8 protein-coding genes and 1 pseudogene are annotated in these 13,940 nt (G+C 38.5%); 8 read left to right on the top strand and 1 reads right to left on the bottom strand.

From position 1 onward, the window contains the following. Positions 1-48 precede the first annotated feature (48 nt). Positions 49-726: a YdcF family protein gene (locus ADICYQ_RS17305; protein ID WP_316929323.1), complete on the bottom strand. Its 678-nt coding sequence runs from the start codon at positions 724-726 to the stop codon at positions 49-51. Positions 727-987: 261 nt separating this feature from the next. On the opposite strand from ADICYQ_RS17305, the gene ADICYQ_RS26220 reads away from it, so the two are divergent. From ADICYQ_RS26220 to acnA, 8 genes and pseudogenes are all read left to right on the top strand, one after another. Next, positions 988-1,665, top strand: a complete 678-nt coding sequence (locus tag ADICYQ_RS26220; protein ID WP_020891083.1) for a UvrD-helicase domain-containing protein — start codon at positions 988-990, stop codon at positions 1,663-1,665. Further along, entirely contained in the window at positions 1,662-4,199 is a 2,538-nt protein-coding gene (locus ADICYQ_RS17300; RefSeq protein ID WP_051160266.1) for a UvrD-helicase domain-containing protein, read from the top strand. Before ADICYQ_RS26220 ends, ADICYQ_RS17300 begins: the two co-directional genes overlap by 4 nt. Next, a complete protein-coding gene (locus tag ADICYQ_RS17295) occupies positions 4,200-7,076 on the top strand; it encodes a PD-(D/E)XK nuclease family protein (RefSeq protein ID WP_020891081.1) in 2,877 nt (958 codons plus the stop codon). 914 nt (positions 7,077-7,990) lie between these two features. Further along, entirely contained in the window at positions 7,991-8,359 is a 369-nt protein-coding gene (locus ADICYQ_RS17290) for a response regulator (RefSeq protein ID WP_020891079.1), read from the top strand. 57 nt (positions 8,360-8,416) lie between these two features. Continuing rightward, complete coding sequence (locus ADICYQ_RS17285; RefSeq protein WP_020891078.1) at positions 8,417-9,214, top strand: MlaE family ABC transporter permease; 798 nt, start codon at positions 8,417-8,419, stop codon at positions 9,212-9,214. 1 nt (position 9,215) lies between these two features. Continuing rightward, entirely contained in the window at positions 9,216-9,968 is a 753-nt protein-coding gene (locus ADICYQ_RS17280; protein WP_020891077.1) for an ABC transporter ATP-binding protein, read from the top strand. Continuing rightward, the gene (locus ADICYQ_RS17275) at positions 9,965-10,939 is read left to right on the top strand and encodes an MlaD family protein (RefSeq protein ID WP_020891076.1); all 975 of its coding nucleotides are present in this window, start codon (positions 9,965-9,967) and stop codon (positions 10,937-10,939) included. Before ADICYQ_RS17280 ends, ADICYQ_RS17275 begins: the two co-directional genes overlap by 4 nt. Positions 10,940-11,078: 139 nt before the next feature. Further along, positions 11,079-13,860, top strand: a pseudogene (gene acnA / locus ADICYQ_RS17270) (aconitate hydratase AcnA). Positions 13,861-13,940 lie beyond the last annotated feature (80 nt).

Below are 13,940 nucleotides of genomic sequence, written 5' to 3'. Positions count from 1 at the left end.
AGGTACTGATGATTTCAAGTAACGGAAGGGTTATTGCCTATTTTAGAGCTAAATATATCCAACCAGGGAATAAACCATTATTCCTACCCATTCCTTTGTCAATTTGTGCCATACCATAATACCTTGAAGACCAGGCTGAACTATTGATTTGAAATTGGCATTTGGTTTTTTTCCATAAAAATCTACAGGAAAAGTATCGGGGTGAAGGCCAACCTTATTAAAGCATGCCTCAGCTCTTTTCATGTGAAAGGCTGAAGTTATCAATAAGAATTGGTTTGGATTGTCCAATTCAATTTCACCTGATGTAATTATTTTTTCGCTAAACAATGCATTTTCATGTGTGTTGACCGCCTTGGTTTCTACGATTATATCCTTTTCGTTTACACCTGCCCAAATCATGAAATCCCTTAAAGATTCCGCTTCTGAAAGTGGATGAACAGGATTGAAACCAAGCCCTCCAGAAATTAAAATTTTCTTTATTTTACCCATTTTGTACAACTGTACAGTATGTGTTGCCCTATCTGCTCCTCGCGAAAAATAAGTCCGGTCCTTAGGTAGCTTGTCAATATGCGTTACCCCTGTAAGGACTACGCCTAATTCGTAGGTAGGCAACGATGAAAAATCCTTCGGCGCTGGTTCCCAATTATAAATAATCAGATTGGATAGGTAGGAATTTGAAAAAAAAGAAGCAATACTATACCAGCTAGCAATGTGTTTCTTCCCCAAGATTTTTTCACAAAAACATAGCCCAAAATGATAAGAATCAGGCAGATGTTAAAAGGCATTATCAAAAAACTGAATAACTGAGAAATATAAAAAAACATTTTATTTTCGATTTGGGAATGATAAAGGAAACTTCACCTTGATTTCAAATTCAAAAATATTCATTATTTAGCTATAGTCTGAAACTTTTCTTCATAACTTCACTTAGCATGAAATGGTAAAGTGTCAATTTTGTGCCATAGATTCCTTAAACGATTGATTTAAATGATCACAGAAACGCCCTTACAAATCTATAAATCATCCGCTGGGTCGGGTAAAACCTATACCCTTACTACATCCTACCTTAAATTAGCCCTTGAATCTCCAATGGCATTTAAGCGAATTCTGGCAGTTACTTTCACCAATAAGGCGACGCAGGAGATGAAAGATCGAATCATCAATGAGCTGAAAAGGCTTAAAAATGGTGTGGATGAGTCTGAGACAATGGACAAAGAGCTTTTAGACAAGTGGCAGCTAAAACCTGATGAGTTGTCTAAGAGGGCTGGAGAAGTTCTTTCGGCAATCCTTCACGATTTTGGATCTTTTTCTGTGAGTACCATTGATAGTTTTTTTCAGAAAGTAATCAGGGCTTTTGCAAGAGAAATTGACCTTCAAGCCAAATTTGACGTAGAAATGGATCTTGATGGTGTCATGGGCCGGATGGTGGATAGGCTAATGCTTCGTGTAGCAGATGACCCTGAACTACACAAGTGGATGGTGGAATTTTCTATAAGTAAGATTACAGAAGGCAAGTCATGGGATGTAAGGAAATCTGTAGAAGATCTTGGGAAGAAAATCTTTCTGGAGGATTTTAAAATGGTTCAAAAAGATGTCAATGTCTTTTTGGAGAATCCTGAAACATTTCAAACTTTCAAGAACTTTATCCTTGAACAAAACAAGTGATCATTGACAAAACCTTGGAGCTAAAGTCATCGGCTCAAACTATCAGGGATAAAAATGGACTGGTTTGGGAGGATTTTTCTGGAGGAACCAGGTCATTTAGTAGAAAATTTGATCAATTAGGTGACAAAAACGAGCCTGTACCAATACTTACCGGTCCTCAGGAAAAACTGCTGCTTGGGCCAGAGGGATGGTATACCAAAACCAGCAAGTCGAAAGCTGCAATTGAGTCTGCTTATTATGAAGGTCTAGGAGAGATAATGCATCAATTTGAACCGATGAAAAAGCATTGGAACACCTTGGATGCGATCTCTAAGAATCTGTATACTTTTGGCCTATTTGGCTATCTTCTTCGGGAATTGAAGGAACTGAAGGAGGAGGAAAACATGCTGTTGATTTCAGAAACCAATGACTTTCTTAAATCCATCACCAGTGACAATGATGCTCCTTTTATATATGAAAAAGTAGGTAATCGCTATCAACATTTTCTGCTGGATGAATTTCAGGATACCTCTGGTTTTCAGTGGGCCAGTTTCCGCCCTCTTTTGCTCAATACCCTTTCCATGGGTAAAACAAACCTGGTAGTAGGTGATGTGAAACAATCTATATATCGCTGGAGGGGAGGAGAAATGCGCCTGCTTATGGAACAGGTAGAAATTGATCTTGGGCATTTTGGTCTCAACGTGAAAAAATTGGATACCAATTTCCGGAGTTTGCCCAATATTGTTGCTTTTAACAATACCCTGTTTTCAAAACTGTCCAAATTTTTAAGTGAGCACCTAAAGGCAACACTTGGAGATCCAACAATGGAAATGATAGAGCAGGCCTATGCTGATATCCTACAAAACGTAGCTCCCAAACAAAAAGCGAAAGGGGTAAATGGAAAAGTGAAGTTGAAGTTTATTGAGACAGATAAAGAAACCAAATATGAGGATGAAATCCTTAGGCTGCTGCCTGGTCAGGTGGAAGGTTTACTGGATCAGGGTTATCAACTGAAGGACATTGCTATTCTTGTTAGAAAGAATGGACAGGCCGCTCAGATTGCAGATGCCTTTATGGCCTATGCTGAGGATAATAAAGGCAATAATTACAGGTATGATGTACTGTCAGACGAGGCATTATTCCTTACCCGGGCGACCGTAGTGAAATGCCTTTTGGCCGCATTGCAAATAGTAAATGATGCGGAAGATTCGCTTGCTGAAAAAACCTTTTGGATCCAATTGGCAAGGATTAGAAATATAGCTTTTAACCATGTTTTATTCAAGCAAGATAGCCTTCCGGAAGCCTTTCAAGGATTGAAAGAAAAGTTTTTCAGCCAACTTCCAGACCTCCGAAAATTACCTTTAATGGATTTACTGGAAGCATTGATCGATCTCATAGGCTTGAATGAGGGTACAGGTGAACTTGCCTATTTGTCGGGATTTAAGGAAGCTGTATTTGATTTTATCGCCAAAAATAGAGCGGATCTCGGTGGGTTTCTCAACTGGTGGGAGCAGCAGGGCTACAAAAGAACCGTGAAAATTCCTGAAGAATTTAATGCTATTCGCATCCAAACTATCCACAAATCCAAAGGTCTCCAGTACAAGGTTGTTCTTTTGCCTTACCTGGATTGGAAGTTGTTTGATACAGGAAAAGAAAATATCATTTGGACAAAATACGATTGGGATGAAACTTTACCCCCTGCTATTATCCCCCTCACTTTGAGGTCGCAACTACTTGATTCGGCTTTCTCAGCAGCCTATTTGGAGGAAAATCTCCTGCATCATCTTGATTCTCTTAACATGCTATATGTGGCATTCACTAGGGCGGAGGAGGTTCTGTTGGGAATGACGCCTTACACTAAACCTGGAAAGCCCAAGAAATTGACCACGGTTGCAGATTTATTGCGAGAGATCATGAGTTTTAATGTGCAGAATGATGAACTATTAGACTTTGGTAGTTATTACAATAGCGAAAAATTGGAGTTTGAACTAGGAGACTGGCACCAAAATAAAGCAAAACAAGCTGCCGATACTCCTGCCCAGGCCATGGTGTGGAAATATAGACCATGGGAAAAATCACTGAAGGTGAAGCAGGTATTTGGTGAATTTGAAGCCTCTGAAATCGTTTCTAAGAGAGCGTTTGGGGTATTGGTACACCGGATAATTGAAAAATCCCAAACCAAAACAGATTTCTTGCTGGAGCTTCAAGCCATGTATTTTGATGGGGCTGTTACCGATGAGGAAAAGAAATCCTTGGAAGTTCAGTTTGATAAACTCTGCCAAAACACCACATTTAATTCTTGGTTTGATGGCTCAGGAAAAGTCCTTACTGAACAGGGAATATTTCTACCAGGAGGAGAATTCAAGCGGCCAGATAGGATAATTTACTACCCGTATGGTATAGAAGTGGTCGATTTTAAAACAGGTGAAGAAAGAACAACTCATAAGACACAGGTATTGGATTATGTGGAGCTGGTGAAAAGTATTGAAAAAGAGAAGGTCGTTAGAGGGTTTATCTGTTATATCGAAAGTGGTTCAATAGTAAAAGTTGTTTAAATGGATGGATTCTTAAAGCGCACTGCCGCAGATTTATTGCAGAGGGGGATTGACCTAAAAAATATTCAGGTAATACTGCCCAATAGAAGGGCTGGTTTATTCTTTACAAAGTACTTGGGGCAGTTGATTACCCACCCGACTTATATGCCCAAGGTAATCACCATTGAGGATTTTTTCTATGATATAGCCGGTAAGCGACCTGCTGATAAGCTGACGTTAATTTATGAGTTATACAAAGTCTTCAAATCACTTTCCGGTAGTGAAGAAACTTTTGATAGGTTTTATTTTTGGGGAGAAATGATCCTTAGGGACTTTAATGACCTTGATCAATTTATGGTTAACCCTGAGAAATTGTTCATTAACCTCAAAGAACAAAAAATCCTTGAAAGCGATTGGAGTTTTCTTTCGACTACACAGATCGAATTGATCCAGGCATTTTGGGCTTCTTTCGAAAGCAGGGACAGGTTTCATCAAGAGAAGTTTTTAAAGTTCTGGGATGTTTTATTTCCATTGTACAATCAGTTTAACAGCTCCCTCAAAACCTTAGGATTGGCTTACGGTGGAAGTATTTACCGCGAAGTGGCAGAAGGTTTGGAAAAAGCGGAGTCCTCAGAAATGGGGAATATTTTTGTAGGCTTTAATGCATTTACTGGGGCTGAAGAAAAGCTTATAAAGCATTATGTCGAAAATCATGGTGCAGAAGTTTTTTGGGACATTGATCGATATTACCTGGATGCACTTAATCAAGAGGCGGGTATGTTTTTCAGAGATTACAGAAAAGACAAGATACTAGGGCCGACATTCCCTGAAACGACACCTAGTCGCATTGAAGACAATAAAAGGAAGGTTCAAACCTATGCTGTACCATTAAAAATTAACCAGGCCAATATGGTAGGTGCAATTTTAGAGGCAATTCCTGATATAGAACAGAATTGGGAGGAGACAGTAGTTATTTTACCCGATGAACAGCTTCTTTTTCCTGTTTTAAATCTTTTGCCTGACAAGGTCAGTAAAGTGAATGTTACCATGGGTTATCCAGTGAAGCATACCCCTGTTTTCACCTTTCTGGAAGCTGTTGTGGACTTGCAGCGATACATAAGGGTTGTGAATGAAGAGGTAATGTTCTACCATAAACCCGTCAAAGAACTTTTGTCCACGGTCTATTTATATGATGCTGCCCCTGAGTTTTCAAAAAATCTAATAGAGGATTTTGCACGGACCAATACTTTGTACATTTCCACCTCAACTTTAGAAGCCGGAGGCCCCTTATTTGCAAAAGTTTTTCAGCAAATGACTACTGATAACTTAATGGATAACATGTTAGGGCTAATCCAAATGCTGGCAGCGCCACTAGAGGAGAATAGCATGGAGCGGACCTATCTTTATCAGTGCTTCAAGCAAATGAACAGGCTTAAAGGAATTGTTGAAAAAGAGATCAAAGAAGAAGTGAATATTGCTTTCCTCCTTAGAATCTTTCGGCAGGTCTTTGGGGAGATAAAACTTCCCTTTAAAGGAGAGCCACTTGAGGGGCTACAATTGATGGGAGTCCTAGAGTCAAGGAACCTTGATTTTAAAAGGGTCATCATATGCAATATGAATGAAGGAAGTTTCCCTCCTTCCAGTTCTATGAATTCAATGATTCCTTTTAATCTTCGAAAGGCTTTTGGCATGCCTATGCAGGAGCAAAATGACGCTATTTATGCCTATACTTTTTATCGACTTTTACATGAAGCAGAGGATGTTCATTTGCTGTATACTACAGCTGGTACCCAAGGTCAGGTAAGTGAAAAAAGTCGCTATATTCATCAGCTTCAAATAGAAATGAATCGTGAAGGTATTCAAAAGGAGGACAGTATTACCCATATCCCAGTAAGTCTGACTGCAACAAGGGCAATCTCCATAGAAAAGGACAGTACTATATTGTCCCATTTAATGAGGTATACCAAGCCTACAAGTGGTGACCGAAAGCCAGTATCCTTTTCACCGTCGGCATTAAATGTTTGGTTGGATTGCAGGCTTAAGTTTTACCTTAATTATATAGCGGGGATAGAAGTTCCGGAGGAGGTTCAGGAAGAAGTGGATCCGGCGATTTTTGGTAATCTTGTTCACAGATCTTTGGAAAACCTCTACATGGGATTTATAGCAAGGAAAAAGCGTAAAGTTGTAGAGGAATCGGATATTGAAGGGCTGAAGGATTTTGTGTATCCAGCGGTGATGAAGGCGATTGAACAACAGTATTTTTTGGAGGATAAAGGAAGCCAAAAACTAACAGGGCAATTGGTGATCGCAAGAGATGTATTGCAAAAATATTTACAGGGAGTTTTGATAAAGGACAAAGAATCCGCCCCCTTTGAAATTATTTCGCTGGAAGCTGGTAGAAAATACAAAGCCTATTTGCCTATAAATACCGAAGAGGGAATAGTTGATGTAGCTCTTGGGGGCATTATTGATAGGGTGGATCGTATAGGTGAAACAGTCCGGTTAATTGATTATAAATCTGGGCTGGACAATAAAAATTTTAAAAGCATTGAGAGTTTGTTTGACAGGGATGATTCCGATAGGAACAAAGCTGCGATGCAAACTTTCTTCTATGGTTTATTGTATGAAGCCAACTTCCCTGATAATACACACTTGCTTAAGCCAGCTTTGTTTAATTTACGTGAGATCTTTAAAGAAGATTTCAATCCTTATCTCCAGGAAGTTATAGGTTACAGGCAAAAGGTGGAAGTAACGGACTACTCTGTTTATAGAAATGATTATGTTAGCCAGCTTAAAAAAACCTTGGAAGAAATATTCGATAAAGACCAAGCTTTTGATCAAACTACTGACATTAAAAAATGTCAGTATTGTCCCTACGCGAATATTTGTTCACGATGATTTGAGGTTAAAGGCTGCAAATTTATTGCTTATCCGCGGAGTCTGATTAAAATGTATCCATTTGGTTTATTTTCAGCGTAAAGAAAATTTTGTTTGTTAAGGGGTGAAATCTGTCTTTTTGCTTATTTTTGCGGAAGAAAGCGTTTACTGATGCAAGATACTATTTGAATTTAAGGGGTTTTTCCTTTTTAGGTTTAAAAACGGACGGTGAAATAGGGTTCATCTTGTTTTCCGGGATTGTTGTCTTTACAAGAAAATAGGTGCAGTTAACTTGCGTTGGTTTTACAATGTTTAGGATCGACTAATGTTAAAACGAAGCTTTAATAGGGAATAGTAACTGAATAAATTGGGTGTTTTGCATTTAAAAGAATTTTGAAGAAGTTTAATTCCAGAAGAGGCGTTTATTCTTTAAAAGCGATAAAAAATTTATTTTTCGAATTTATACCAAAGATTGGCAGGATTTTTTCTGTGTCATAACGTATTAAATCAAGTTGTTAGTTTTTTTTATTAAAAACTACCTAATAAAAAATATGCTTGAGTTATCTTTCTGAAAATTAGGGAACATCCAAACCTTAATAGCGGTTTAAGGATAGGGATAATCTAAAATGAATTAGGAAATCAAATATTTTAGTATGTAAGAATAGGGATTAAAATTTAAACCTGAACTTAATAAATTTTACGAAATAGTCTTTTCCGATTTTATTTGGAAAATGATGCTATCACTTAAAAAATAGGACCATTGCCTATTTCAAATTAATCTCAGGTGAGTTTCAATTTCCGTTATTTTTATAAATTATCAGTGGGTTTTCAATTGCAAAAACTATTCTTAGGGGGCATTTTTGAGAAGTAGAACGAATGAAATTTGAAGGGGAAACGAAAGAAAGAAAACACAAATGTTAGAAAAATAGTTATAGGTGGAGCAGGATAGGAAGACAATAGTATTTGTTGATGATGACAAGGTGCAACACATGATCAACAGGCGAATTTTAGAAAAAATGAATAGGGGCTTGAAAATGGTTTTTTTTGAAGATCCCTATGATGCTTTAGAATGGTTAAGTAATAATTACACAGATGTAATCCTTTTGGATATAAACATGCCCAAAATGGATGGATGGGACTTTTTAAAGCGGATGGAAGCCAAAGGTATTAAAGGAAACGTTAAAATGCTTACCGCATCAATGGATCCAAATGATTTGAATAAAAGCAAAGAATTTAAGCAAATAAGTGGGTTCTTAATTAAACCAATACAAGAACAAAATTTTATGGAACTTTTGGCCGATTAAAATTATTGGTTGATTTTTGAAGTCCTTTTAAGCATTTGAATTAAATATATTAACAATATGGCTGAAAACCTCAAAGGAAATGAAAAAGTGTTTAGTACAAGAATAGATAAATTTTTCGTTGGACTAGAAAGAGCGTTTAATTTTCTGAAGAAATTTTTTGTTGAGGTATGGGTACCTCCCTACGAGTTTAAGGAGGTAATTCGTCAATGTTACCGTATTGGTTATAATTCCTTGCCTTTAATTTCTTTGACAGGGTTTATAGTAGGGATAGTTTTCACCAATCAGTCCAGACCTTCTCTTTCTGAGTTTGGTGCTACCTCTTGGTTACCTGCCTTAATTTCAATTGCTGTTGTGAGAGCCATGGGGCCTTTGGTTACAGCACTTATTGCTGCAGGAAAGGTCGGATCAAGTATCGGGGCAGAAATTGGGTCGATGAAGGTTACAGAGCAGATTGATGCCATGGAAGTTTCTGCCACTAACCCTTTTAAATTTCTTGTTGTAACCAGGGTTTTGGCGAGTACATTTATGATTCCGATTTTGGTGTTATATACCGATTTTTTAGCCCTTATGGGGGCATTCTTAAATGTAAACGTGAATGAGAAGGTAAGTATTAGCACATTCTTTGTACAGGTGTTTGACTCGATCTCATTTCTAGACATCTCCTCCTCAATGGTGAAATCTCTGGTATTCGGATTTACTATTGGTATTGTGGGTTGTTATAAAGGTTACAATTCAACTAAAGGAACAGAGGGTGTAGGTAAAGCTGCGAATTCCGCTGTTGTTATGGCCATGTTTTTAATATTTATTGAAGAATTGTTGTCCTTACAGATCACCAATTTCTTTAGGCAGTTATAATATGAAAGATACAGTAATTGAAATAAAAAATCTCTCCAAGTCTTTTGGGGACATGCACGTTCTGAAGAATGTAAATTTAGACCTGTACCGTGGAGAAAATCTTGTGGTTTTAGGTAAGTCAGGAAGTGGTAAATCAGTTTTGATTAAGATAATGGTTGGTTTACTCACTCAAGACAGTGGCTCTGCTATTGTCCTGGGGCAAGAGGTGAGCCAATTAAAATCGAAAAGTCTCAATGAATTGAGGCTTAAAATCGGGTTTTCCTTTCAGGCAAGTGCATTGTATGACAGTATGACTGTAAGAGAGAATTTGGAGTTTCCATTGGTAAGGAATGTAAAAAACCTTAGCAAAGGGGATAAGGATAAGTTAGTGGAGGAAGTATTAGAAGGGGTTGGACTTATTCAAGCTATAAATCAAATGCCGTCGGAATTATCAGGAGGGCAAAGGAAAAGGATTGGGATAGCCAGGACACTTATTCTAAAACCTGCCATTATGCTTTATGACGAACCGACTGCTGGGTTGGATCCGATTACTTGTATGGATATAAACAACCTGATCAATCAGGTGAATGAAGAATATAAAACTACCTCAATCATTATCACTCATGATTTGACCTGTGCTAAGGTGACAGGAGACAGGATGGCTGTTCTTTTGGATGGTCATTTTGGGAACACAGGAAAATTTGAAGAGGTATTTGAACATGCCGTAGATGGCAGAGTAAAATCATTTTATGACTATAATTTCATCGAACAATGAGAAATGATAATAAAAGATCTGTAACAGTTGGCATATTTGTGTTGGCTGGGATCGCAATACTGATTGTGGGCATCCTTACGCTTGGAGCACAACAGAAAGCCTTCGTTAAAAGCATTAGGGTCACTTCAGTTTTTGATGATGTAGGAGGTTTGCAGACTGGGAATAATGTTTGGTTCTCTGGGGTTAAAATTGGAACAGTTAAGAAAATCAATTTCTATGGTGATTCTCAGGTGGAAATTGAAATGAATATTGAATCTTCATCTAAAGATTATATAAAAAAGAACTCCAAAGCTACCATTAGCTCTGACGGACTTATAGGTAATAAAATCATTGTGATATACGGTGGCACAGGTCAGGGTCCTTCTATTGAAGACGGTGACAAGCTTGCAGCTGAGATGCCTTTAGATACGGATAAGATGATGGAGACATTACAAGTAAACAATAATAATCTTGTATCCATTACAGAGGACTTGAAGATTCTTACGCATAAAATTTCAAGTGGAGAAGGCATAGTTGGAGCTGTGTTGACAGACAGTATGCTAGTTAAAAACTTTAAAGCCATCATGGTAAACCTTGAAAGAACAGCTGCCAATAGCAATAGGATGACTGCTGAGTTGGCTAAATTCTCTAACGAGCTTAACCAAAAGGGAGGATTAATTGACAATATGTTGAATGATACTACACTGTTTGCGAGTTTAAAAACTACTGCCGAAAGTCTTGAAAACACCTCTGCAGAAGCGAATGATGCAGCTCAAAACTTCAGTAAAGTCAGTGAAAATTTAAATAAATCAGACAATGCTATCGGTATGCTTTTGAATGATGAGGCATTTGCTGCCAATTTGAAAAGTACGATGAGTGGTTTGGATACAGGTGCTGTTCGAATGAACGAAACATTGGAGGCTCTGCGATATCATTGGTTCTTTAGGAAGTCCTTTAGGAAAAGAGATAAAGCGCAGGCTGAATCAGAGTAATAATAGCATTTAAAAAAGCGGAACTTGTTTCCGCTTTTTTTATGGCCCCATAATTGATTGGAATACCTTATATTACTATATTAGATTATATTTAAAATTCGTATTCAATATCCTTTTTATTAATAAACCTACTTATTTTATGACAAAAGATCCATATAAAATCATAAAGAAACTTCCATCAGCTCAAGGTGACCTTAATTACTGGAGTTTGGAGGAATTACAGAAGCAAGGATATCAAATTAATAAACTCCCTTTTTCAATCAGGGTACTTTTAGAGAATACACTGAGAAATTTTGATGATTTTGCGATTACAAAGGAGAACATTGAAACACTGCTAAATTGGAAACCAGAGCCCTCAGAAAAAGATATCCCCTATAAGCCGGCAAGGGTTTTGATGCAGGATTTTACGGGGGTGCCTGCGGTGGTAGATATAGCATCTCTCCGTTCGGAAGCAGTTAGGAAAGGTAAAGATCCAGAAAAAATAAATCCTTTGATACCTGTTGATTTGGTAGTGGATCATTCCGTTCAAGTAGATTATTTTGGCACGGATTACTCCTACAAAAAAAATGTAGATGTGGAGTATCAAAGAAATGGAGAGCGGTACGAATTTTTAAAGTGGGCTCAAAAAATCTTTTAATAACTTTTCAGTAGTCCCTCCTGGGATGGGTATTTGCCACCAGGTGAACCTGGAATATCTGGCCCAAGGCGTAATTGCCAGAGATGGAAACGTTTTCCCTGATACTTTGGTAGGAACAGATTCTCATACGCCCATGGTCAATGGGATTGGAGTTGTTGGTTGGGGTGTTGGAGGTATAGAAGCAGAAGCTGCCATATTGGGACAGCCTATCTATTTCATCATGCCTGAGGTGGTCGGTCTGAGGCTTACAGGGGCTTTACCAATGGGTACCACTGCTACTGATATGGTTTTGACCATCACGGAACTTCTCAGGAGACAAAGTGTAGTAGGTAAATTTGTTGAAGTTTTTGGTCCCGGTCTAGATGGTTTATCCGTACCGGACAGGGCTACCATTTCTAATATGTCACCAGAGTTTGGCTGTACGGTTACTTATTTCCCTATAGATGATCGAACCCTGGATTATATGGGCAGGACCAATAGGGCTCCAGAGCAAATCAAACTTGTGGAAAACTATGCCAAAGCAAACATGCTTTGGAGAGAAAATGAAGACGAAATCAATTATTCCTCGGTTGTAGAATTAGATCTAGGCACTGTTGAGCCTACTGTTTCAGGACCAAAAAGACCACAGGATAAAATCCTTTTAAGGGAATTTAAAGAGAAATTTGGCTCTCTACTTAAGGAAGTGCACGGAAGAGAATACATACCCATTGAGAAAAGAGAAGTGGGTAGATGGTTGGATGAAGGTGGAGGGAATCAGCCAGTGGAAAGTGGGAAGCAACAGCTTGCTCGAGACCTTGAAATAGAAACTAAAGTAAAAAACGGTCTAAAAACCGTGGCTGTCAAATTAAATAATGAGGAATTTGCTCTCTATGATGGTTCAGTCGTCATCGCAGCCATTACTTCTTGCACGAATACTTCAAACCCAAGCGTGATGATTGGGGCAGGACTTATTGCTCGGAAAGCGCGTGAAAGAGGGATTGATGTCAAGCCGTGGGTAAAGACCTCTCTGGCGCCTGGATCTAAGGTTGTAACGGACTATCTCCATCATGCTGGGCTACTAGAGGATTTAGAAGCCTTGCGCTTTCATGTGGTTGGTTATGGTTGTACAAGCTGTATCGGTAATTCAGGGCCTTTGCCTTCTCATATAGCCAAAGCGGTAGAAGAAAATGACCTGATAGTAGCATCAGTATTGTCTGGTAACAGGAATTTTGAAGCAAGAGTACATCCTCAGGTGAAAATGAATTACTTAATGTCACCTATGCTAGTGGTTGCTTTTGCACTTGCTGGTAGGGTGGATGTTGATTTAAATAATGAGCCTTTGGGATATGACCCTAACCTTGAGCCAGTTTATTTAAAAGATTTATGGCCTACCAATGAAGAGATTTTTGAAGTGGCCAATCGTGTACTTTCACCCGGAGATTACAAAAAAAGTTACGGGGAAATATTTGAAGGCAATGATCAGTGGCGCGCTTTAAAGGCTCCTGAAGATAAAGTATATCAATGGTCAGACGAATCTAGCTATATTAAAGAAGCACCATTTTTTAATGGGATCTCCGAACAAGTAGATAATCCTGACGAAATACTTAAAGCCCGGGTATTGTTGAAACTTGGTGACTCCATCACTACAGATCATATTTCGCCAGCGGGTTCTTTTTCTGCCAAATCCCCTGCGGGTAAATATTTACTTGATAAAGGAGTGGAACAGGTAATGTTCAACTCTTATGGTTCCAGAAGGGGTAATGACGAAGTTATGGTAAGAGGTACTTTTGCCAATGTGAGGATAAAGAATCAATTGGCCACTCAAGAGGGGGGATATACGACTCATATGCCTTCCGGAGAGGAAATGACAGTATTTGATGCCTCACGTAAATACATCGCCGATAGCGTCCCCTTATTGGTTCTGGCGGGGAAAGAGTATGGTAGTGGGTCTTCAAGGGATTGGGCCGCAAAAGGAACCACCCTATTGGGGATTAAAGGAGTGATTGCCGAGAGTTATGAAAGGATACACAGGTCGAATCTTGTAGGGATGGGTGTTTTACCCATGCAGTATTCAGAAGGGCAATCTGCCGCTTCACTAGGGCTTACAGGGAAAGAGCATATTTCTATTGAGGGAATTAAGGAGGGATTGTCCCCATTGAAAGTTTTAAAAGCGAAAGCTAAATCTGAAGATGGAAGTGAAATAAATTTTGAAGTAATCGCCCGTCTTGATTCTTTAATTGAAATAGAATATTACAAAAATGGAGGGATTCTTCATTATGTGCTTAGGCAGTTTCTAAAAGCCTAAAGTTTTAAAATAAAAAAAGGCCAGCGCTGAATTCAAGATTGTTGAAAGCGTTGGCCTTTTTTTTAAAAGCATAAAAAAAA

This window comes from Cyclobacterium qasimii M12-11B (genome assembly GCF_000427295.1).
GTDB classification, from domain to species: Bacteria; Bacteroidota; Bacteroidia; order Cytophagales; family Cyclobacteriaceae; genus Cyclobacterium; species Cyclobacterium qasimii.
Note: the sequence above shows the minus strand (reverse complement) of the source record. Positions and strands in the feature narration are given on the sequence as shown.

Coding starts and splice junctions, on each gene's coding strand:
- ADICYQ_RS26220 (WP_020891083.1), top strand. CDS start 988: ATGATCACAGAAACGCCCTTACAAATCTATAAATCATCCGCTGGGTCG.
- ADICYQ_RS17275 (WP_020891076.1), top strand. CDS start 9,965: ATGAGAAATGATAATAAAAGATCTGTAACAGTTGGCATATTTGTGTTG.
- ADICYQ_RS17295 (WP_020891081.1), top strand. CDS start 4,200: ATGGATGGATTCTTAAAGCGCACTGCCGCAGATTTATTGCAGAGGGGG.
- ADICYQ_RS17285 (WP_020891078.1), top strand. CDS start 8,417: ATGGCTGAAAACCTCAAAGGAAATGAAAAAGTGTTTAGTACAAGAATA.
- ADICYQ_RS17280 (WP_020891077.1), top strand. CDS start 9,216: ATGAAAGATACAGTAATTGAAATAAAAAATCTCTCCAAGTCTTTTGGG.